Origin of the sequence: Aurantiacibacter hainanensis, assembly GCF_036321025.1 — a bacterium.
Classification (GTDB): Bacteria; Pseudomonadota; Alphaproteobacteria; order Sphingomonadales; family Sphingomonadaceae; genus Alteraurantiacibacter; species Alteraurantiacibacter hainanensis.
Map to the genome: position 1 here is coordinate 933,980 of NZ_JAZAPB010000002.1, position 20,935 is coordinate 954,914.

Annotated in this window: 25 protein-coding genes; 16 read left to right on the plus strand and 9 right to left on the minus strand. The window is 65.7% G+C overall.

Going from position 1 to position 20,935, the window contains the following annotated elements:
• The first annotated feature begins 73 nt into the window (after positions 1-73).
• On the plus strand, positions 74-1,336 hold the full coding sequence (locus AAA989_RS11790; RefSeq protein ID WP_338243797.1) for an FAD-dependent oxidoreductase: 1,263 nt from the start codon (positions 74-76) through the stop codon (positions 1,334-1,336).
• Here AAA989_RS11790 and AAA989_RS11795 read toward each other — a convergent pair.
• Positions 1,258-1,863 carry a TlpA family protein disulfide reductase gene (locus tag AAA989_RS11795; protein ID WP_338243798.1) on the minus strand — a complete coding sequence of 202 codons (606 nt, stop codon included), beginning with the start codon at positions 1,861-1,863 and terminating at the stop codon, positions 1,258-1,260. The genes AAA989_RS11790 and AAA989_RS11795 overlap by 79 nt on opposite strands.
• A gap of 19 nt (positions 1,864-1,882) precedes the next feature.
• Here AAA989_RS11795 and argH point away from each other — a divergent pair, with 19 nt between their 5' ends.
• The 7 genes from argH to AAA989_RS11830 all read left to right on the plus strand — a co-directional run bounded on the left by argH (position 1,883) and on the right by AAA989_RS11830 (position 7,710).
• Positions 1,883-3,259, plus strand: coding sequence for an argininosuccinate lyase (argH, locus tag AAA989_RS11800; RefSeq protein ID WP_338245519.1), 1,377 nt, complete (start codon positions 1,883-1,885; stop codon positions 3,257-3,259).
• Complete coding sequence (locus AAA989_RS11805) at positions 3,256-3,498, plus strand: hypothetical protein (RefSeq protein WP_338243800.1); 243 nt, start codon at positions 3,256-3,258, stop codon at positions 3,496-3,498. The genes argH and AAA989_RS11805 overlap by 4 nt, the downstream gene beginning before the upstream one ends.
• A gap of 9 nt (positions 3,499-3,507) precedes the next feature.
• Positions 3,508-4,773: a diaminopimelate decarboxylase gene (gene lysA / locus AAA989_RS11810; RefSeq protein ID WP_338243802.1), complete on the plus strand. Its 1,266-nt coding sequence runs from the start codon at positions 3,508-3,510 to the stop codon at positions 4,771-4,773.
• The gene (locus AAA989_RS11815; protein ID WP_338243804.1) at positions 4,773-5,552 is read left to right on the plus strand and encodes a precorrin-2 dehydrogenase/sirohydrochlorin ferrochelatase family protein; all 780 of its coding nucleotides are present in this window, start codon (positions 4,773-4,775) and stop codon (positions 5,550-5,552) included. Before lysA ends, AAA989_RS11815 begins: the two co-directional genes overlap by 1 nt.
• A 135-nt stretch (positions 5,553-5,687) precedes the next feature.
• On the plus strand, positions 5,688-5,843 hold the full coding sequence (locus AAA989_RS11820) for a hypothetical protein (RefSeq protein WP_338243806.1): 156 nt from the start codon (positions 5,688-5,690) through the stop codon (positions 5,841-5,843).
• An 11-nt stretch (positions 5,844-5,854) separates the two neighbouring features.
• Complete coding sequence (locus tag AAA989_RS11825) at positions 5,855-6,823, plus strand: hypothetical protein (RefSeq protein ID WP_338243808.1); 969 nt, start codon at positions 5,855-5,857, stop codon at positions 6,821-6,823.
• Complete coding sequence (locus AAA989_RS11830; RefSeq protein ID WP_338243810.1) at positions 6,811-7,710, plus strand: transposase; 900 nt, start codon at positions 6,811-6,813, stop codon at positions 7,708-7,710. The genes AAA989_RS11825 and AAA989_RS11830 overlap by 13 nt, the downstream gene beginning before the upstream one ends.
• Positions 7,711-7,720: 10 nt before the next feature.
• Here AAA989_RS11830 and ruvX read toward each other — a convergent pair whose 3' ends face one another.
• From ruvX to pyrE, 8 genes are read right to left on the minus strand one after another with little or no spacing between them, the layout of a single operon-like run.
• Positions 7,721-8,206 carry a Holliday junction resolvase RuvX gene (gene ruvX, locus AAA989_RS11835; protein ID WP_338243811.1) on the minus strand — a complete coding sequence of 162 codons (486 nt, stop codon included), beginning with the start codon at positions 8,204-8,206 and terminating at the stop codon, positions 7,721-7,723.
• Positions 8,182-9,279, minus strand: a complete 1,098-nt coding sequence (locus tag AAA989_RS11840; RefSeq protein WP_338243813.1) for a DUF3089 domain-containing protein — start codon at positions 9,277-9,279, stop codon at positions 8,182-8,184. Before AAA989_RS11840 ends, ruvX begins: the two co-directional genes overlap by 25 nt.
• 52 nt (positions 9,280-9,331) lie before the next feature.
• Positions 9,332-10,480, minus strand: a complete 1,149-nt coding sequence (locus tag AAA989_RS11845) for an AI-2E family transporter (RefSeq protein WP_338243815.1) — start codon at positions 10,478-10,480, stop codon at positions 9,332-9,334.
• Between the two features lie 5 nt (positions 10,481-10,485).
• Complete coding sequence (gene lepB, locus AAA989_RS11850) at positions 10,486-11,343, minus strand: signal peptidase I (protein ID WP_338243817.1); 858 nt, start codon at positions 11,341-11,343, stop codon at positions 10,486-10,488.
• Positions 11,340-11,753, minus strand: coding sequence for a holo-ACP synthase (acpS, locus tag AAA989_RS11855; protein WP_338243819.1), 414 nt, complete (start codon positions 11,751-11,753; stop codon positions 11,340-11,342). The genes lepB and acpS overlap by 4 nt, the downstream gene beginning before the upstream one ends.
• Complete coding sequence (locus AAA989_RS11860; protein WP_338243821.1) at positions 11,750-12,490, minus strand: pyridoxine 5'-phosphate synthase; 741 nt, start codon at positions 12,488-12,490, stop codon at positions 11,750-11,752. The genes acpS and AAA989_RS11860 overlap by 4 nt, the downstream gene beginning before the upstream one ends.
• 36 nt (positions 12,491-12,526) lie before the next feature.
• Positions 12,527-13,591, minus strand: coding sequence for a serine hydrolase domain-containing protein (locus AAA989_RS11865; protein WP_338243823.1), 1,065 nt, complete (start codon positions 13,589-13,591; stop codon positions 12,527-12,529).
• Positions 13,588-14,166, minus strand: a complete 579-nt coding sequence (gene pyrE, locus AAA989_RS11870) for an orotate phosphoribosyltransferase (protein WP_338243826.1) — start codon at positions 14,164-14,166, stop codon at positions 13,588-13,590. The genes AAA989_RS11865 and pyrE overlap by 4 nt, the downstream gene beginning before the upstream one ends.
• A gap of 182 nt (positions 14,167-14,348) precedes the next feature.
• Between pyrE and coxB the strand changes: the two genes are divergently transcribed.
• From coxB to AAA989_RS11910, 8 genes are all read left to right on the plus strand, one after another.
• Positions 14,349-15,476: a cytochrome c oxidase subunit II gene (gene coxB / locus AAA989_RS11875; protein WP_338243828.1), complete on the plus strand. Its 1,128-nt coding sequence runs from the start codon at positions 14,349-14,351 to the stop codon at positions 15,474-15,476.
• Positions 15,477-15,517: 41 nt separating this feature from the next.
• Positions 15,518-17,239: a cytochrome c oxidase subunit I gene (gene ctaD, locus AAA989_RS11880; RefSeq protein WP_338243830.1), complete on the plus strand. Its 1,722-nt coding sequence runs from the start codon at positions 15,518-15,520 to the stop codon at positions 17,237-17,239.
• A gap of 78 nt (positions 17,240-17,317) precedes the next feature.
• The gene (locus AAA989_RS11885; protein WP_338243832.1) at positions 17,318-18,232 is read left to right on the plus strand and encodes a heme o synthase; all 915 of its coding nucleotides are present in this window, start codon (positions 17,318-17,320) and stop codon (positions 18,230-18,232) included.
• The gene (locus AAA989_RS11890; protein WP_338243834.1) at positions 18,229-18,354 is read left to right on the plus strand and encodes a cytochrome c oxidase system small membrane protein; all 126 of its coding nucleotides are present in this window, start codon (positions 18,229-18,231) and stop codon (positions 18,352-18,354) included. The genes AAA989_RS11885 and AAA989_RS11890 overlap by 4 nt, the downstream gene beginning before the upstream one ends.
• The gene (locus AAA989_RS11895) at positions 18,354-18,935 is read left to right on the plus strand and encodes a cytochrome c oxidase assembly protein (protein ID WP_338243836.1); all 582 of its coding nucleotides are present in this window, start codon (positions 18,354-18,356) and stop codon (positions 18,933-18,935) included. The genes AAA989_RS11890 and AAA989_RS11895 overlap by 1 nt, the downstream gene beginning before the upstream one ends.
• A gap of 77 nt (positions 18,936-19,012) precedes the next feature.
• Positions 19,013-19,894 (plus strand): cytochrome c oxidase subunit 3, encoded by an 882-nt coding sequence (locus tag AAA989_RS11900; protein ID WP_338243838.1) that lies wholly within the window; start codon positions 19,013-19,015, stop codon positions 19,892-19,894.
• A gap of 7 nt (positions 19,895-19,901) precedes the next feature.
• Positions 19,902-20,297: a DUF983 domain-containing protein gene (locus tag AAA989_RS11905; RefSeq protein WP_338243840.1), complete on the plus strand. Its 396-nt coding sequence runs from the start codon at positions 19,902-19,904 to the stop codon at positions 20,295-20,297.
• Entirely contained in the window at positions 20,294-20,875 is a 582-nt protein-coding gene (locus tag AAA989_RS11910; RefSeq protein WP_338243842.1) for an SURF1 family cytochrome oxidase biogenesis protein, read from the plus strand. The genes AAA989_RS11905 and AAA989_RS11910 overlap by 4 nt, the downstream gene beginning before the upstream one ends.
• The last annotated feature ends 60 nt before the right edge of the window (positions 20,876-20,935 follow it).

A 20,935-nucleotide genomic window follows, 5' to 3' on the forward strand; every position in this document is an offset into this window, starting at 1 on the left:
CAGCCGACCGCCGCAGGCAGTCGCTTGTCGCGCGCGCCCTAGCGTAAGATTGGCCTGCGTGGGAAGGGGAAACATGCGCAGGTTGGAAATTGCGATCGTGGGCTGCGGCATGTCGGGCCTTGCCGCCGCCCTGCTCCTGCATGGACAGGGGCACGACGTCACGCTGTACGAACGCTTCGAGGCGCCGCGCCCGGTCGGTTCGGGCCTGATGGTGCAACCCACGGGGCTGGCAGTGCTCGCCGCGCTGGGCCTGGCGGAGAGGGCGGTGGCAAAAGGTGCACCGGTCGATGCCTTGCTGGGCCTTAACACCGAGGGCGAGCCGGTGCTGGAAGCCGAATACCGCCACCTCGCCATTCCCGGTGCCTTTGGCCTGGGCATCCACCGTGCCGACCTGTTCGGCGTTCTCTACGAAGCGGTTCAGGCGGCCGGAATTGCGATCGCCACCGGCCATGAAGTGGTCGATTCACTTCTGGAAGGCGAGAAGCGCCGTCTCGTCTTCCGGGATGGAGAGCATTCGCCCTCGCACGATCTCGTGATCGACGCCGCAGGGCTCGGCTCACGCCTGGTCCCCAAGCCAGCCGCGTACCTGCCATTCGGCGCGCTCTGGGCGACCATTGCCTGGCCCGGCAGCGGTCCTTTCCGTCCGGGATGTCTCGAACAGCGCTACGCCAGCGCCCGCCAGATGGTGGGCCTGCTGCCCGTGGGCGAGGGGCGGGCGGCGTTCTTCTGGTCGCTCAAGGCAGATCATCACGAGGCCTGGCAGGATCGCAGTCTCGCGCCCTGGCGTGACGAGGTGTGCACCCTGTGGCCGGAATGTGCACACCTGATCGACCAGTTCACCGACCCCGCGCAACTGACCTTTGCCCGCTACGCCCACCGGACAACCAGCCAGCCCGTCGGAGAGCGCATCGTGCATATCGGCGATGCCTGGCACGCTGCCAGCCCGCAGCTGGGGCAGGGGGCCAACATGGCGCTTCTCGATGCATTCGGCCTTGCCCGCGCCATCGCACATGCGGAAGAGCTCGGCCCCGCACTTGCGCATTTCCTGAAACTGCGCGCGAGCCATGTTCGGCTCTACCAGTGGATGACCTGGTGGTTCACGCCACCGTTCCAGTCCGATTCGCCATGGCCGGCGATTTTCCGCGACCTCTTCATGGCCCCCGGATCGCGCATTCCGCCGATGCCGCGCGTAAAGGCCGCTACCCTGTCGGGTCTTGCCGGTTCACCGCTGAAGAAACTGGGACTGTCCGCGCCCGATTACGAATCGCTCGCCGCCGCTTCGCCGGAAAGAGCTTCCAGAATCTGCGCGCGCGCTTCCTCGCTGTCCCAGTCATAGGCCCCGATTACGCGCCACAGTTCGTTGCCCTGGGCATCGTAGAGCACGGTAAGCGGCAGCACCGGCCCGCCGCCAAAGGTGAAGGCAAGCTCGTTATCCGGATCCAGCCACTGCGGCAGGTTGGGCAGGTCGCGCTCTGCGAAGAAGGGCTCGACCACCTCGGCGCCGCGCATGTCCTCGCTCACGGTGATCACGCGCACCTGCCCTTCGAGGTCTGCGGCGAGTTCATCGAGCAGCGGCATTTCCACCACGCACGGTGCGCACCACGTCGCCCACAGGTTCAGCAGCATGGGCTCACCCACGGCCGAAAGCAGCAGTTCCTCGCCCGCAGGGTTCACCACGGTCACCTCCGGCACGGCTTCGCCGGTGAAGGACCGGTCCAGCGTTCCCGTCAGTTCGATAGTTTCGCTTGTCTGCGACGGGGCCACGTTTTCTTGCGTGGCTTCCTCCGCACCGTTATCGCACGCCGCAAGAGAGGCCGCTGCAAGGGCGGCAAAGCTAGACAGGAACAGGCGCGACTTGGCCAAGGATGGATCCTCCAATGCGATGTGGGGCGGGCGTTTTGCCGAGGGCCCCTCTGCCATAATGCGCGAGATCAATGCGAGTATCCCGTTCGACAAGGCACTGTGGCGGCAGGACATAGCCGCTAGCAAGGCACATGTCGCCATGCTTGCCGCCTGCGACATCGTGACGGACGCCGATGCCGAGACGATCATCGACGGCCTCGAGAAAGTCGCGGACGAGTACGAACAGGGCGGGGTGCCCGAGGACTGGGACCTCGAGGACATTCACATGACGACCGAGGCGCGCCTGGCCGAGATCATCGGTCCGGTCGCGGGTCGCCTGCACACCGCGCGCAGCCGCAACGATCAGGTGGCGACCGACTTCCGCCTTTGGGTGCGCGATGCCATGGACGAGGCGATGGCCGGGCTCATGGCCCTGCAGCGCGCTCTCGTGACGCGTGCCGGCGAACATGCCGATTCCATCATGCCCGGCTTCACCCATCTGCAGACTGCGCAGCCGGTTACGCTGGGGCATCACCTGATGGCCTATTACGAGATGGCCGCGCGCGACATCTCGCGTTTCCACGATGCCCGCGAACGGCTGAACCTCTGCCCGCTCGGCAGCGCGGCGCTGGCGGGTACGGGCTTTCCCATCGACCGGGAAATGACCGCGCAGGCGCTTGGCTTTGATGGCACGACGGCCAACAGCCTCGATGCCGTTTCGGATCGCGACTTCGCGCTCGACTACCTCACCGCCGCCAGTCAGTGCGCGCTGCACCTGTCGCGGCTGGCCGAGGAATTCGTGATCTGGGCGAGCCAGCCCTTCGGGTTCGTCCGCATGCCGGATGCGCTTTCCACGGGCTCCTCCATCATGCCGCAGAAGAAGAACCCCGACGCGGCCGAGCTGGTGCGCGGTCATGCCGGGCGGATCATCGGCTGCCAGACGGCGCTGATGGTGACGATGAAGGGCCTTCCGCTCGCCTATTCGAAGGATATGCAGGACGACAAGCCGCCGGTGTTCGAAGCCGCCGGTCTGCTGCGGCTGTGCCTCGCCGCCATGACGGGCATGGTCGAGGGCGCGGATTTCAAGGTGGATCGCATGCGGCAGGCCGCCGAACTGGGCTATGCCACCGCCACCGACCTTGCCGACTGGCTGGTGCGCGAGGCGGACATTCCCTTTCGCGAGGCGCATCATATCACAGGCGCGGCGGTGAAGCTGGCGGAAAGCAAGGGCGTCGCTCTGGAGAAACTCGCGCTGGACGAGCTGAAGGCAATCGACGATCGCATCGACGACCGCGTCTACACCGCGCTGTCGGTCGAGGCGTCGGTTGCGGCGCGCACATCGCACGGCGGCACCGCTCCCGAAGAAGTGCGCAAGCGGGTGGTCGAGGCGCGAAAGGCCCTGGAGATGGATCGATGAACCGCTGGCTAGCCCTGTCTGCCGCGCTGCTGCTGGGCGCATGTGCGCAAATGTCGGACCTAGAGCCGGCCCCCGGGGAAACCCTGCCGCCTGCGCCCTATGGCGCGGAGGAGCCGCTGACTGCCGAGGAACTGCTCGAGCTCGATCCGCAGGCCGCGCCCGAACGCAGCGTGGAACTGCGCCGCGAGAGCGAGGAGCGGGAAGACGATCCTTTCGATCTCCCGCCTGAAGGCAGGTAGGCGCGGGCTGTGGACTTCTTCCAGATCAAGAACGGCGAACTTCACGCCGAGGACGTGCCGCTTTCGCGTATCGCCGAAGAGGTGGGTACACCCGTCTACGTCTATTCGCGCGCCACGTTCGAACGCCACGCCCGCGTTTTTCGCGAGGCGTTGAGCGGGCTGGAGCGTCCGCCGCATATTGCCTTCGCGGTAAAGTCCAATCCCAACCTCGCAGTGCTCAGCCTGCTGGGGCGCGAGGGCTACGGCGCCGATGTCGTTTCCGGCGGAGAGATGGCGCGCGCACTGGCGGCAGGCATGCCCGCTGCCGACATCGTCTTTTCCGGCGTGGGAAAGACGCAGCGTGAGCTGGCCGATGCGCTGGATGCGGGCATCGGGCAGTTCAACATCGAATCCGGCGAGGAAGGCCGCGAACTGGCCCAGATCGCGGCGGAGCGCGGCGTCGTGGCGCAGTGCGCCCTGCGCGTGAACCCCGATGTCGATGCCGGAACGCACGACAAGATTTCCACCGGCAAGGCCGACAACAAGTTCGGCGTTCCCATCGGCCACGCGCCCGCGCTGTTCGCCGAGCTCTCGGCGCTGCCGGGGCTGAACATGCGCGGCCTCGCGGTGCATATCGGCAGCCAACTTTCCGATCTCTCTCCGCTGCAATCGGCGTTCGGCAAGCTGGGCGACATGATGGCCCGGCTGCGCGGCGAGGGGCACGAGATCACCAACATGGACCTGGGCGGCGGCCTGGGCGTCCCCTACCGCGCCGGAGAGGTCCCGCCCTCTCCAGCAGACTACGGCGCGATGGTGGCACGGGTCACGAAGGGCTGGGACGTAACGCTGATGTTCGAACCGGGGCGGGTGATCGCGGGCAATGCCGGTGTGCTGCTGACCCGCGTGATCCGGGTGAAGCGGGGTCTCAGGCATCCTTTCGTCATCGTCGATGCGGCCATGAACGATCTCGCGCGGCCTGCGCTCTACGGTGCCTGGCACGATTTCGATGCGGTGAAGCCAACCGGCGAGCGGATGATGGCCAACATCGTCGGCCCGATCTGCGAGACGGGCGATACCTTCGCCACGGACCGGGAAACCGATGCGCTGGTGTCCGGCGACCTGGCCGTGTTCCGCACGGCAGGTGCCTATGGCGCGACGATGGCCAGCAGCTACAACTCGCGCGGCTTCGTGGCCGAGGTGATGGTGGACGGCAGCCAGTTCGCCACCGTGGCCGACCGCATTCCGCCCGGCGACATCGCCGATGCCGAGCGCGTGCCCGACTTCCTGAAACGCTGATGCGATCCCTGCCGCTATTCCATCGCATTGCCGGTCAGCCGGTGATCGTGCTGGGAGAAGGCGCGATGGCCGAGCCCAAGCGGCGGCTGGTGGAGCGGGCCGGGGGCCGCGTGGTCACCGCGATGCAGGAAGGGCTGGACGAGGGCGCACGGCTGGCTTTCGTGGCGCACGACGATGCCGCGATGTGCGAAGGCGATGCCATTCGCCTGCGCTGCGCCGGCCTGCTGGTGAACGTGGTGGACCGCCCCGACCTGTGCGATTTCACCACGCCCAGCCTGCTGGAGCGCGATCCCGTGCTCATAGCCGTGGGCACAAGCGGAGCCTCGGCAGGACTGGCCAAGCAGTTGCGTCTGCGGCTGGAAAAGCTGCTTCCCACCGACCTTGGTACCCTGGCGCAGGCGCTGTCCACGATGCGGGCACGGATCAAGGCACGGTTTCCGGATATGGCCGAGCGGCGACGCGCGCTGGACGCGGCGCTGGGCGAGGGCGGCCCGCTTGATCCGCTGGCCGAGGGCGGGGCGGCACGGCTGGAGTCGTGGCTGGACGGTGCCGGAGACGATCAGACTCCCTCGGTTCATACCGTCACCCTGCAATCCGACGATCCGGAGGACCTGACGATCCGCCATGCGCGTCTGCTGGGCAGCGCCGATGCGCTGATCGTCGGGCCGGGCGTGCCGGATGCGATCCTCGATCGCGCGCGGGCCGATGCGCAGCGCCTTCCCGGTCCCCACGAAGGGCCGCTGCCGCAAGGCATGGTGGTCATCCTGAAACGCGCCTGACGGGGCAGCCATCCTGGCGCGCACAGTCGAAACGGCGCGATTACAGTGATTTAACTTAAATCAGGCCGGTTGGCTCGGCACAAGTCCCCGGAGGAACGGCGCGTTGTCGTTCCCAGACCAGGGAGACCAAGACCCATGAAACTGCCCAAGATCGATCTGACGAGCCTGCCCGATCTCGACACGCTGACCGCCTTCTTCGGTACGGTCCGCAACCCCGGCCATGACGATACCATCATCGTCATCGCGACCGTGGTCTACGACACCGGCTCGGCCAGCGGCGGCCTCATCTGAGGTCGGGCGCGATGCAGGTTCATCCGGACATCGCGGCGTTGCGGAGCGACCGGGCTCCGCAACGCCAGGCCCAGGCCGCCATGCTGCGTGCGCGCGATGCCTGGGCGGCAGAACCCGGCGCGAGCGAAATGCAGGCCGAACTCGAGGCCTACGGCAGGGGCGCATCGTTGGAGGACTGTCCGGTCCTGGAAAGCGTCTTCACCGAAACGGGCGAGACCGAACGGCTGATCGGACTCATGTCCGCCCACTATTGCCGTGCGATCGGTGAGAACCCCATTGGCCATCCGCCGTTTCGCAACGGGTTCGACGGCACCTCCACTTCGCTGCTGCTGGCACAGTCGGGACGGGCGCAGCTGATGCTGCAGGCCCGCGAGCCGGGCCGGACCGACAATCCATCCCATGTCTTTTCCGATGCGACGCGCTTCGATGCAGTGCTGGCGGGAGAGGCCGAAGCGCGCATCGTCCGCATCGTCGACCACGCCGGCGATGCCGCGAGCTTTTCCGAGGAGCGCTTGTCGCTTCGCCCAGGGCACCGCCTGGCTTTCGATCTGGGCAGCGAAGCGCTCGCTATCGACCGTGTCGAAGGCCGGTTCGTCGTCCTGCGACTGATGCGCGCTTCGGCCGATCCGCGACCGGGCCGCGAATACGATGCCGCGACGGGGCGCCTCTTGCAGCAGAGCGCCGGAAAGATCGCCACGAGCCGGCAGGAGGCGATCATCGCACTGCTGGGCCGTATGGGCAGGGACGATGCCGCGCCGCACATAGCTGCCGTCGCCTTAAAGGAGGGTGACACGTCGCTGCGCTGGCAGGCACTGCGAGAGGCCCTGGCGCTGGACACGGCCACCGGCTTTCTTGCGCTGGGACGGGTTGCCCGCCGTTCCGACGATCCGCTGTCGGCGCCGGCAGGCGCGCTGCGCGCTCAGCTGCTCGAAACCTATCCCCAACTTGCACAGGTGGAGGCGGACCGATGCCCCGCGTGATCGACTACCGCGACGATACGTCCTGCGACCTTGGCGATTGTCTCGCCGCGCTGGAGAGCGAAGGGTTCAAGCCCTACGAGGAGGACAGCCTGCTCCACGCCGCCGAATGGCTGCGCCGGCTTGGCAACAACCGCGATTTCCTCGGCGACCTGATGCTCGATGAACTGAAACAGGGCGCGAAAGCCGCAGAAGTGGCGAGCAGCTACGGTCCGCAGGTCGTCATGCTGTCGGGACTGGGCCGCGAGTACTTCATGCGCGCCAATTTCTGGCCGAGCCGTGACGAACACATGTTCCGCGCCAGCGGGTCGGGGGCCTTCTCCTACGAACTGCCGCACGACCACAATTTCGATTTTCTGACGCTAGGCTATTTCGGGCCGGGCTATGCCAGCGACTACTACGAGTACGACTACGACTCGGTGGCGGGCGCAATCGGCGAGAAGGCCGGACTGCGCTTCATCGAGCGCTCCACCCTCGATCCGGGCAAGCTGATGCATTACCGCGCTCACCTGGACGTGCATTCGCAATTGCCGCCCGAAAGCCTCTCGGTCTCGATCAACATCATGCACGCCAGCGGGGCGCAGGGGCTGCTCGACCAGTATCGTTTCGATGTCGAGAAGGACGAGATTGCCGGGGTTATCAGTCCTGGCGGAAGCGAGGTATTCCTGCGCGTGGCCGTGGGGCTGGGCGGACAGGAAGCGCGCGATCTGGCGCACTCCTTCGCGCGCTCGCATCCCAGCGACCGTATGCGGCTGGTGGCGCTGGAGGCGCAGGCAGGCGTGATGGACGCGGCGCAGCGCGACGAATTGTGGCGGCGGGCCGAGGCAAGCGGCAGCCGCCTGATCGCGATGGAGGCCACCCGCAGGCGACGGGCGCTGGTAGCCGCCTAGCGTCGCGGCGCTAGAGGATACCGCCCGCCAGCCGGTCTATCGCCCCTTGCAGGATCACGGCGGCGGCGTGGCTGTCGATGCGTTCGGCGCGTTTGCGGCGGCTGGTATCGGTAGCGATCATGTCGCGTTCGGCGGCGGTGGTGGACCAGCGCTCGTCCCACAATAGGATGGGTCGATCCAGCGCCAGCAGGTTGCGGGCGAAGGCGCGGCTGGCCTGCGCGCGCGGACCGGCGCTGCCATCCATGTTCAACGGAAGGCCGATGACGATGCCGGCCACGGAGCGCGCGTTGCAGATCTCCTCCAGCGCCGCCTTGTCGCGGGTGAACTTGCCCTTGGGCAGCGTCTTGCCTGCCGTGGCGAAGCTCCACCCGGCATCGCAGATCGCGGTGCCGATGGTCTTGGTGCCAAGGTCCAGCCCCAGCAGCACCCCGCCATCGGGTAGCGCATCGCGAAAGACGGCGGCGTCTTCTGTCAGGAAGGCTGCGTCGTCTGCCATCGCTTCACACGGGTCACGACATCGGCCTGCAGGTTCCGCCAGAACAGCGGGATATCGTAGACGTGGTAATTGTTGCCCGGCAGCACGTACTGGCCGAGTTCGGGCGGATCGCCGATCAGCAGGATGCCGGTTTCAGGGTCGCAGCGCGCGGGCACGGCGCCGGACACCAGCTCTCCGCTCGCCAGATCGTCCTCCGGCACCAGCGTGCCCAGATTGCGCTCCACGCCCGCGCCATCGTTCAGGCCGCCGGTCAGCGGATTGAAGCAGAGGATCGGCGTGCCGCCGCGCGGCTGACCGTCGATCCCCGGCGTCTCGTTATAGAGACGCAGGTACTGGCCGGGATCGGCGGGCTCGGCAAAGCTGGCCCAGCTGGCGACGCATCCCGCCTGCTGCGCGTTGGCGCAGGCGGGCAGCCCCAGTTCGGGCAGGTCAGTCACGGTGGAGATCGGCATGCCGATGGGATAGGCCACCGCAAGGCGATCCATAACCGGTGTGCCCTTCAGCCTGTCCGTCAGCAGACGCACCACGTGGTAACCGCCCTGGCTGTGTCCGGCGAGGACGATGGGCATGTCGGCCGGGATCGAATCGACGAAGAATTCGAACGCGGCCTCGACATCGTCGTAGGCGGCGTCCAGCGCACGGCCGGCCTCGGGCGCATCCGTTAGGAAGGCGCCATAGGTTGCCTGGCGGTAGCGCGGCACCCAGATCTCGCTCGCCTGGTTGAAGGCGCTGGCCATGCCCCGCACCATCAGCCGCGCGCGGTTCTGCGATTCCTCGTGATCGAGCGGCGCGTTCCAGGCATCGTTCTCCAGGAAACTTGTCGGATGAACGAAGAATACCGCGAAAGGCGGATTGTCCCCGTCCGCCGTCGTGTCCCGCGGCGGCAACATGGATAGTTCCTCGTTCTCCACCGGTTGCCAGCGGGCGGGATCGTTGATCGCTCCCCTGCCCGGGCGGCTGAACCACATGGCCGGATCCTGGTATGCATTGTCATCCAGTGCGGCCTGCTGGGTGAATTCCACGTCGGGCACCAGCGCCATCTCGGTCAGCTCGTTGGCATAGAGCCGCAGCACGAGCAGGACCGCCAGGGCCAGCAGGATGAGGAATACGATCGTGTAGAGGAACTTACGCAGGGTCGTTCTCCAGGGTGTGCGTATCGCCGGCGTGCCTTGCCGTCTGGTCCAGTTCGCTGGCGTCTTCTTCGTCCTTGTGGCGTGCCCGTTCCTCCAGCGCCACTTTCAGCATGGCGAGAAGGGGGTCGGCCAGCAGCAGTCCGAGGATGCCGAAAAGGATGCCCATGATCAGCTGCATCGACAGAACAAGCGCGGGTGCAAGGTCCACCGTCTTGCGGGCGATCATCGGAATGACGAAGTAGCCGTCGATGTTCTGCACGGCGAGATAGACCACGATGGTGTAGATGCCCATCTGCGCGCCGCCGGAGAAGCCGACCAGCACCATCAGGATGCCGGAAACCAGCGCGCCGACGTTGGGAATGAAGGCCAGCAGCCCCGTAAGGATGGCAAGCAGGGCGGCCATCGGTATCTGGTCCCCGGTGACGAAGCCGTAACCGATCAGCATGATGTAGGTGAAAACGCCCTCGAACACCATGCCCACCAGTCGGCCGAACAGCAGCCGACGCAGGGTGTAACCCATGCGGCTGGCGGTTTGATAGAATTCGTCGCGCCGCCCCTTGGGCATCATCCATGCGACCCCGCGTTCGTAAAGCCGGGGTTCGGCGGCAACGTAGACGCCGATGATGATGATCAGCACGGCGGTTGTCAGGCCGCCCAGCAATCCCCCCACTGCGCGGGTGATCGTGCCGAAGCCGCTGGCCGCCTGGCTGGCCATGGACTGCACGGTATCCATGCTGATCTCGAAGCCCTGTTCGCGCATCCAGGTAAATATGGCCCGGGTCTGTTCCTCCACGATCGTGGGGAACTCGGCGGCCTGTTGCGAGATCTGCGATCCGGCGAACATGGAAAGCCAGACCAGGAAAGCGACGGTAGCGAGAAGAACGATGCCGATGCGCCATGCGCGCCCGACATGCAGCACACGGCCAAGCAGGCGTGCGCCGCCGTCGACGAGAGTGGCAAAGACCATGGCACCAAAGATCACCAGCAGGCTCTGCGAGATGTAGATCGCCAGGACGATCAGTCCGACGACCATCGTCCAGGTGAACGCGCGCCACGCCTCGAACCGCAGTTCAGGAGACGATATCCGCGCGGGGCTTGCGCCCATCTGTCCATCGTCGTTCGGGCCGCCCGGTTCTTCCATGCCCCTCACTCCCCCCGCAATTCGGGACGCAGGCTGGTCCAGGCGCGATCGCCGCGCAAGGCCTGGAACCACGTTATCGGGTTCCATGTGGCTCGCCCGTCGAGCGAGAAGGTGATGATTTCGGCGCGGCCGCCGACGTCTTCCAGCGGCACCGGGCCGCCAAGGCCGCTGGCGAATACCGGCGCGCGGCTGTCGGCGGAATGGTCCCGGTTATCCCCCATCAGGAACACGTGCCCATCGGGCACCGTGATTTCCGCCATGTCGTCATAGCCCTGATCCTCATGATCTATGATCAGATAACTCGCGCCGTTGGGAAGGGTTTCTCGGTAGGTCGGCGGTTCGTAGACCTGCGTGCCGTCTTCGAGCGTGACCAGATAGGGCAGGAAGGCGGAAAGGCACTCGCTGCCATAGCCGCAGATGTTGTCGTTTTCGGCCGGCAGGCGCACGGGCGGCTCCATCTCCTGGCGGATGGGCGTGCCGTTCAGGATGATCTGTCCTTCCACCAGCGCGATGGTATCGCCGGGCAGCGCGATCACGCGCTTGATATAATCTTCCGCTTTGTGGGGTGGCACCGCGATGACGATGTCGCCGTATTCGGGCGTCTCGGGCGCGATGCGCCAGTCGCCGCGCGGCATGACATGCCACGGAAAGCCCACCGAAACCCAGCTCCAGCCGTAGGGGTACTTGCTCACCACCAGGCGGTCTCCCACCATCAGGTTCGGCACCATCGAGACGCTGGGGATGTAGAACGGCTTCGCGATAAGCGTGTGGAACACCACGACCGCCAGCAGCATCACCACCAGCCCGCGGATTTCCGCGAACCAGTCGATCGGCTTTTTGGTCTTCGACGTCTTGTCGCTCATGCGCGGACGGCTTTCGGGTAGGCTTCGAGGATGACGAAAGCCTGAGCCCATGGATGATCGTCCGTGAGAGTGACGTGAATGAAGACCTCGTGCTCTGTTGGCGTCAATTCCGCCAGGCGCGCCGCCGCGCCGCCGGTCAGCGCCAGCGTGGGAGCGCCGCTGGGAGCGTTGACGACGCCGATGTCCTTCATGAACACGCCGCGCTTGAAGCCGGTGCCCACCGCCTTGGAATAGGCCTCCTTCGCGGCGAACCGCTTTGCATAGGTGCCCGCCTGCGTGTGCGGGCGGCGGGCGGCCTTGGCGTTCTCGATATCGGTGAACACGCGATTGGTGAAGCGCTCGCCGAACCGGTCGAGCGAGTTCTGGATGCGCTCGATGTTGCAGAGGTCGGAACCCAGGCCGATGATCATCGCGCGTGATCCATCAGTTCGCGCATCTTCAGCACGGCGGGTTCGAGTCCGCAGAAGATCGCCTCGCCGATCAGGTAGTGGCCGATGTTGAGCTCGGCCAGCTGCGGAATGGCGGCGATGGGCTGCACGTTCTCGTAGGTGAGGCCGTGGCCCGCGTGCGGTTCGATGCCGTTCTTGGCGGCGAGCGCTGCCATGTCGGCAATGCGTTTCAGTTCCTTCTCGACCCTGGCGGAATCGCCGTCCAGCCCGGCGTGGGCATATTCGCCGGTGTGGAATTCCACCACGGGCGCACCCAGCTGCAGCGCGGCGTCCAGCTGGCGCTCGCTCGCCTCGATGAACAGCGACACGCGGATGCCCGCATCCATCAGACGGCCCACGATGGGGGCGATGTGGTTGTGCAGTCCGGCTGCATCCAGTCCGCCCTCGGTCGTGCGCTCCTCGCGCTTCTCGGGCACGATGCATGCGGCGTGCGGCCGGTGGGCGAGGGCGATGGCGAGCATTTCCTCGGTCGCGGCCATTTCCAGGTTCAGCGGAAGGTCGGTCGCATCCTGGATGCGCCGCAGGTCCTCGTCGCGGATATGACGGCGATCCTCGCGAAGGTGGGCGGTGATGCCGTCTCCGCCACAACGCGCCACGATCTCCGCCGCGCGCACGGGATCGGGGTGGTCGCCGCCGCGCGCGTTGCGGATGGTGGCGACGTGATCGATGTTTACGCCGAGACGGAGGGGGTGGGTCATGGTGGGCGCGCGTCTAGGGGATTGTGTTTCGCAATTCTAGTCGCAAGCCACGGCGGCCAGCACGTCGTGCAGCGGCCCTGCGCCCGTCCAGATCTCGCCGAAGTCGAAATCCCCCTGGTCGGTCGCCAGGGCCATGGCGATCCCGCGATCGGGCAGGATGACGTTGCGGGTCTGGTAAGTGCCGATGCTGCCGCGCCGCTCGACGATGCGTACGGGCGCGTCGCACCCGGCAAGCGGTGCCTCGAACACCCATTGCCCCAGCGCCATGTATCCCGCGGCGGGGTCGCCCTGCCACAGCCGCGCCAGAGCGGCAGGGCCGAGCAGTTGCCCGTCCGTCAGCGCGCGGTCGAACAGCAGCATGTCGTCCAGCGGGCCGACCAGGGCGGCAGAGGTGCCGTAACGGGCGATTCTCTGCGCGGCGCTATCGGTGCGCGAGGCGAAGGCCCGCTCGCTTCCCGGCGCAAGGAAGCTGGTGTTGCTCCACCCCGATTGCAGGCCGATGCCCTGTGCCAGCAGCAGGTCGATGCTGGAATCGTTCACCTCTTCCAGCATCGCGCCCAGGACGATGTAATCGCAGTTGTTGTAGGTCCAGCTGCCCTCGGCAGCGGCCTCGCCCTGGCCCGTGCAGAAGGCAAGCGGATCGGCATCGTCGCTGTAGAAGGACGGAAAGCCGCTTTCGTCGAGCGGCGTGTTGTCGGGATTGGGCAGGTCGCTGCGGTGCCGCAGTAGGTCTTCCACGGACAGGTCGCGTCCGCGAAGGCGCGGCACGAATTGCCCCATATCGCTGCCCAGGGAGATCCGGCCGTCTTCCACCTCCCGCATCACCAGCACGGCAATCACCTGCTTGGTGACGGAGGCCCAGGGCCACCCCTCCACGGTGCGCGTCGTGGCTTCTTCCGGCCCGGCGGTGCCGGAATAGATGGTATCGGGGCTGTCGGGCAGCATGATGGCGATGTCGCCGGTGAAGCCGGCGTCGCGAAGCACCGCCTGGGCGCGCGGTCCGGTATTGCCGCCGTCCGCGGTGCGATCGCCAAGCGATGCGCAGCCGCCCAGCAGCGCCAGCAATGCCCCCGCGGCGGCGACGGTCTTGCGAAAGGTCACTTCCGGCTACCCGGCTTCGTCACCGGGATGGCTGCCAGCTTTTCGGGAACTTCGTCTTCGGCATAGGTGGGAAAGTCGATATCGATCAGCGGGAAGAACGGCACGCCCAGGTCGACCGAGCCGTTCGAGCGGTCGACCAGCGCCACTTCCGCCAGCACTTCGCCGCCTTCGCGTGCCACCGCGGCGATGGCTTCCCGGCTGGAAAGGCCGGTGGTGACGACGTCTTCCACCATCAGAACCCTGGCTCCGGCGGGCAGGGAGAAGCCGCGCCGCAGGTGAAATTCCCCGTCGGGCCGTTCCAGGAACATGGCATCGAGGTTGAGCGCGCGGCCCATTTCGTGACCGATGATGATGCCGCCCATCGCGGGCGAGACCACGGCATCGAGCGAATCGAGAATGTCGCCGGGCAGCTTCTCGCCCAGCGCTTCGGCCAGCCGGGCGGCGCGGTGCGGGTTCATGAGAACGCGCGCGCACTGCAGGTAGTGACCGCTGTGACGGCCGGATGACAGCTTGAAATGCCCTTCCAGGAGGGCGCCGCTGGCGCGAAATTCTTCGAGGACTTCGTCCTGGGTCATGGCGGAGTCTTTTGCCTTTCGCTGGGGTGTCTGTGCGTATCGTGCGGCAATTGGACCAAAGGCCGGATATGCCCGCTGGAAAAAAGTCCCTAGTTGCGCTTGAGGCATGGGGCAAGCGCGCGTATAGGCGCGGCGACGATGGCCCCGCCAGGGCCGGTGGGCAGCAGTGCCCGGGACGAAAAATGGAAAGCATCGACGCAATGAATTTCGGCGCAATTGCCCGCAAGAAGCTCAACATCCTCGCCATCGCCCTGTTGGCGGCCCTGTCTCTGGCGACCGTGCCTTCGGCGTCCTTCGCACAGGACGATGCCGAGACGACTCTGGTCGAAGGTGCCGCGGCAGAAGGTCTTGACACGCTCGTCACCGATGCCGAAGCGCCTGCCTTCGAATACTACGGGCCGGAGATGATCAAGGGCCAGCCGACCTCGTCGGAGGAAGATATCTGGAAGTCGATGACCTTCCAGGATCAGTATACCGCCGACGGCGACTATGCCCTGTGGATGCACGATGCCATCCTGCTGCCGATCATCACGATCATCAGCCTGTTCGTGCTCGGCCTGCTGCTGTGGGTGATGTTCCGCTACAACAAGCGCAAGAACACCGTGCCTTCGAAGACCAGCCACAACACCCTTATCGAGGTGATCTGGACGGTCATCCCGGTGCTGATCCTCGTGGTCATCGCCGTTCCGTCCATCACGCTGCTGGCGCGCCAGTACCAGACGCCGCCGGAAGACGCGATCACCATCAAGGCCAACGGCTACCAGTGGTACTGGGGTTACGAATACGTCGACAACGGCGGGTTCGAGGTGATCTCGAACATGATGCCGGAAAGCGACGCGCTGGATGCCGGGCTGCCGCCGCAGCTTGCCGTCGACAATCGCATGGTGGTGCCGGTGGGCGTTCCGATCCGCCTGCAGACCTTCGGCGCCGACGTTATCCACGCCTTCGGCATTCCCTCGCTGTGGTTCAAGATGGATGCCGTTCCCGGTCGCATCAACGAGAAGATGCTGACGATCGAGGAGCCGGGCATCTACTACGGCCAGTGCATGGAGCTTTGCGGCGCCCGTCACGGCTACATGCCGATCGCCATCGAGGCGCGGCCGCTGGACGAATACAACGCCTGGGTGCAGGCCCAGCCCGGCGGCATGACCCGCGCCCAGATCGAGGCTCAGGAAGCGGCTGCCGCCGCTCCCGCCCCGGCCGAGGACGAAGGTGCCGTGGTAGAGGGTGTACGTCCTCCGGTCAGTTCGCAGCCCGACGCTCCCATCGCGGGCGAGCCGCCGACCGAAGACACTTCGCCCACCACCTGATTCTTTCGATTACGACGACACACGATAAGGTTCGCTGAAAAATGGCTACCACCGCTGAAGGTTTCGACGCCCACCACGAAGATCATGGCGCGCACGATCATGCCGATCACAAGCCCGGTTTCTTCGCCCGCTGGTTCATGTCGACCAACCACAAGGACATCGGCACGCTCTACCTGATCTTCGCGATCATCGCGGGTATCATCGGCGGTGCCATTTCCGGCCTCATGCGTGCCGAACTGGGCGCGCCGGGCCTGCAGGTCATGGGTGACGTCGTGAATTTCCTGGGCGGCGACGGTTCGTCGTTCGACCAGCAGGGCCACATGTGGAACGTGCTGATCACCGCGCACGGCCTGATCATGGTGTTCTTCATGGTCATGCCCGCCATGATTGGCGGCTTCGGCAACTGGTTCGTTCCGCTGATGATCGGCGCGCCCGACATGGCCTTCCCGCGTATGAACAACATCTCTTTCTGGCTGACCGTGGCGGGCTTCTTCTCGCTGCTGTTCTCGCTGTTCGTGCCGGGCGGCACGGGCATGGGTGCGGGCGTCGGCTGGACGGTCTATGCGCCGCTTTCCACCACCGGTTCGGTCGGCCCTGCCGTGGACTTCGCGATCTTCTCGCTCCACCTTGCAGGCGCCGGCTCCATCCTGGGCGCGACCAACTTCATCACCACCATCTTCAACATGCGTGCGCCGGGCATGACCCTGCACAAGATGCCGCTGTTCGTGTGGTCGGTGCTGGTCACCGCATTCCTGCTGCTGCTGGCGCTGCCGGTTCTGGCCGCGGCCATCACCATGCTGCTGACCGATCGCAACTTCGGCACCACCTTCTTCGATCCCGCCGGTGGCGGCGACCCCGTGCTGTACCAGCACCTGTTCTGGTTCTTCGGTCACCCCGAGGTCTACATCATGATCCTGCCGGGCTTCGGCATGGTCTCGCAGATCGTCGCGACCTTCAGCCGCAAGCCCGTGTTCGGCTACCTGGGCATGGCCTATGCCATGGTCGCCATCGGCGTTGTCGGCTTCATCGTGTGGGCGCACCACATGTATACCGTCGGCCTCGACGTGAACACGAAGATGTACTTCACGGCCGCCACCATGGTGATCGCGGTGCCCACCGGCATCAAGATCTTCAGCTGGATCGCCACGATGTGGGGCGGGTCGCTGGAGTTCAAGTCGCCCATGGTCTGGGCCCTTGGCTTCATCTTCCTGTTCACCGTCGGCGGCGTGACCGGCGTGGTGCTCGCCAACGGCGGCATCGACGACAACCTGCACGACACCTACTATGTGGTGGCGCACTTCCACTACGTTCTGTCGATGGGCGCCGTGTTCTCGATGTTCGCTGGCTTCTACTACTGGTTCCCGAAGATGTCGGGCCGCTGGCACTCCGAGTTCCTCAGCCACGTGCACTTCTGGCTGTTCTTCATCGGCGTGAACGTGATCTTCTTCCCGATGCACTTCCTGGGCCTGCAGGGCATGGCGCGCCGCTATCCGGACTTCACGCCTGCCTTCGCCTACTGGAACGAGATTGCCACCTACGGCTACATGATCATGGCCGGATCGATGCTCGTGTTCTTCGTGAACATCGGCTACGCGCTCGTCGCCGGCAAGAAAGCCCCGGGCAACTACTGGGGCGTGGGCGCGACGACGCTGGAATGGAGCCTTTCCAGCCCGCCGCCGTTCCACCAGTTCGAAACGCTGCCCGTGATCGAGGACCACCACAGCCACGACGATCACATCAGCGACAAACCGGCGACCGCCTGACCGGCGTCCCTCGCCTGCATGACAACGGGAGGGGGCGCGCCGGAAACGGTGACGCCCCCTTCGCTTGAGATAGACAACGTGACCACAACCGCAGCCCCCGTAGCCACCCAGCTTCCCGCCGACTGGCGAGACTTCTTCGCGCTGACGAAGCCGAAGGTGATGCGGCTCGTGGTTTTCACCGCGCTGTGCGGTATGCTGGCTGCCCCCGGCACCATCCATCCGGTGATCGGCTTCACCGCCATTCTGTGCATCACCCTTGCCGCAGGCGGGGCGGGTGCGCTCAACCAGTGGTGGGAAGCCGATATCGACGCGAAGATGCGCCGCACGGCAGGCCGCCCGCTGCCGCAGGGCAGGTTGCGGCGCGAGGAAGCCCGCGACTTCGGCCTGCTGCTGTCAGGTTTCTCCGTCGTGATCATGGGCCTGGCCGTGCACTGGCTGGCCGCCGCCGTGCTGGCCTTCAGCATATTCTTCTACGTGGTGATCTACACCATGTGGCTGAAGCCCAGCACGCCGCAGAACATCGTCATCGGCGGCGCGGCCGGCGCCTTTCCGCCGCTGATCGGCTGGATTGCCGTCACCGGCGAGATCACCGCGATGCCGCTGCTGCTGTTCGCCATCATCTTCATGTGGACCCCGCCGCATTTCTGGGCGCTCGCCCTGTGGGTGAAGATCGACTATGCGGCAGCCGGCATTCCAATGATGCCGGTCGCACGCGGCGAGCGGACGACCCGCCGGCAGATCCTCGCCTATGCCGTCGCCCTGCTGCCCATCAGCGTACTGCCCTGGGTCATCGGTGGTACCGGCGCGATCTACGGCCTTTCCGCCGCGGCGCTTTCGCTGGCTTTCGTGGCGCTCTCCGTGCCCGTGGGCATGCGCAACTCCGATCCGCAGGGCGACACCATGCGCCCCGAAAAGCGTCTGTTCGCCTATTCCATCGGCTACCTCTTCGCCCTGTTCGGGGCGCTCGTGATCGACCGGCTGGTGCTGGCATGACGCCCGAGGAGGAGAAGGAATTCATCCGCCGCCGCAAGCAGCGCAACATGGTGCTTGGCTTGATCCTGGCTGGCTTCGTCGTACTTTTCTACCTGATCACAATCGTGAGGATGGGCGACTGATGACGACCGAAACCCTCGACACCCGCAACCGGCGAACGATGCTGATCGCGTTCGGCGCGGCACTGGCCATGCTCGGCCTGGGCTATGCCGCCGTGCCGCTCTACGATCTGTTCTGCCGCGTCACCGGATTCGGTGGCACGACGCAGGTCGCCAGCGAGGCGGATGCCGCCACGGCAGAGCGGCTTGCCGCGAGCGCCGGCGGCGTGACCTATTCGATCCGCTTCGATGCCAACACCGCGCGCAACGTGCCGTGGGAATTCAAGCCCGTGCAGGTGACCGACACGGTCGCCATCGGTCAGCGCGACATGGCGTTCTACACCGCGCGCAACAATTCCAGCGTTCCCATCACCGGCACCGCCACCTTCAACGTGGAGCCGGAACAGGCGGGCGCCTATTTCAACAAGATCCAGTGCTTCTGCTTCACCGAGCAGACCCTGCAGCCCGGCCAGGAAATCCGCATGCCGGTGCTGTATTTCGTCGATCCGGCGGCGCTGGACGATCCCAACATGGAAGGCGTGGAACAGATCACGCTCTCCTATACCTTCCACCGCGTGTCGCAGGGTGACGAGAACCCGAGCTAGGCTCTGGACCCGGACGCAAGCACCCATTACAGGCCGCACAAACCTTCGATTCAGGCCCAAGCATCAGGACTAGGAACATGGCCGGCGCCAAGAACCACGATTACCACATTCTCGAGCCCGACATCTGGCCGTTCGTCGGCGCTTTCGCCGCGCTGACCTTTACCACGGGCATGGTGATGTACATGCATGCCGACGAGGGAGCCTTTCCCGAGGGCGCATGGCGCATCGTCCTGGGCCTGGGCATCGCCGGCCTGATCGCGACCTTCTTCGGCTGGTTCTCCAAGGTGGTGAACGAAGCGCAGCGGGGCGATCACACGCCCGTGGTGCAGTTGCACATGCGCTACGGCATGATCCTGTTCATCGCGTCCGAAGTGATGTTCTTCGTCGGCTGGTTCTGGAGCTGGTTCGATTTCGCACTGTTCCCCGCGCCGATCCAGATGGTGTCGGAAGGCACCTGGCAGAACCTGATCGGCCAGGAAGGCGCCGCAGCGCTGGCAAACTTCCCGCCCGACGGCGTGCACGTGCTCGACGCGTTCGACCTGCCGCTGCTCAACACGCTGATCCTGCTGTGCTCGGGCACCACGGTTACCTGGGCGCACCACTCGCTGATCCAGGGCGACCGCGAGGGCCTCAAGAAGGGCCTCTGGCTCACCATCGGGCTGGGCATCCTGTTCAGCTGCATCCAGGCCTACGAGTACAGCCACGCTTCCTTCGGCTTCGGCGGCAACAACTATTCCTCGGCCTTCTACATGGCCACCGGCTTCCACGGCTTCCACGTGCTGGTCGGCACGATCTTCCTGATCGTCTGCCTGCGGCGGACCTATCTGGGTCACTTCACGCCGCGCCAGCACTTCGGTTTCGAGGCGGCTGCCTGGTACTGGCACTTCGTCGACGTGGTGTGGCTGTTCCTCTTCATCTCCGTCTACGTCTGGGGCGGTTGGGGCGCAGAGGTCCACTAAGCCTTTCGTGACAGACCCAACCGAAACCAAGAAGGGGCGGCCCGCCATGCGCGAGGCCGCCCTTTTCGGTTCGTGCCCGCGCTGCGGGGCGAACACGCTGTTCGACGGCCTAATCGCCTTTGCCGACCGCTGCCCTTCCTGCGGCCTGAACTATTCCCGCTTCAACGTGGGAGACGGCCCAGCAGCTTTCCTGACGCTAGGGGTGGGCACGATCGTCGTGGTGCTGGCGATCTGGCTGCAGTTGAGCGTGGAGCCGCCGTGGTGGGTGCATGTCGTCCTGTGGGTTCCCTTCACCGTTGTCGGCGTGATCGCCGGCCTGCGCGTAACCAAGGCCTGGCTGCTGGTGGCCGAATACCAGCGGCGCGCGGAAGAACACCGCCATGACGGAAGCGACCTTTCGTGATCGCCGGGCGCATTCCGATCATTCCGACGATCCTCGTCGTCGCGGCAGCTGCCGTGATGGTTGCGCTGGGCGTTTGGCAACTGGGGCGGATGGATGAGAAGGAAGCGCTGATCGCCCGATACCAAGCCGCCGCCGCGTCCTCGACCGAGGTCGACTGGCCGTCACCGGACGAATACGAGGAAAGCCTGTTCAACCGCGCCACGGTCGATTGCACCCGGGTTCGAGGCATCGACAGCGTTGCGGGAAGATCGGCTGACGGAGTCTCCGGCTGGGCGCTGATCGCGCGATGTGCGCACCAGGGCGAAGGCACTGTAGATGTGGCCATCGGCTGGTCGCGCGATCCGAATCCTCCCGCATGGGCAGGGGGCGAAGTCAGCGGCTTGATCGCTCCCTATGGCGATGTGGTCAAACTGGTGGCGGACGAAGGGCAGGCCGGACTTCAGCCGCTCGCCAAGCCCGATCCGGCCGACCTGCCCAACAACCACCTTGCCTATGCCGGGCAGTGGTTCTTCTTCGCCCTCACTGCGCTGGTGATCTACTGGCTCGCCCTGCGGCGGCGGTGGCGGGAGCAAGGGTAGCATCGCCGCGTCAAACCACTGCTTGCTTGCGGCAGCGCGGGCTCGCGGCTAACCCGCGCC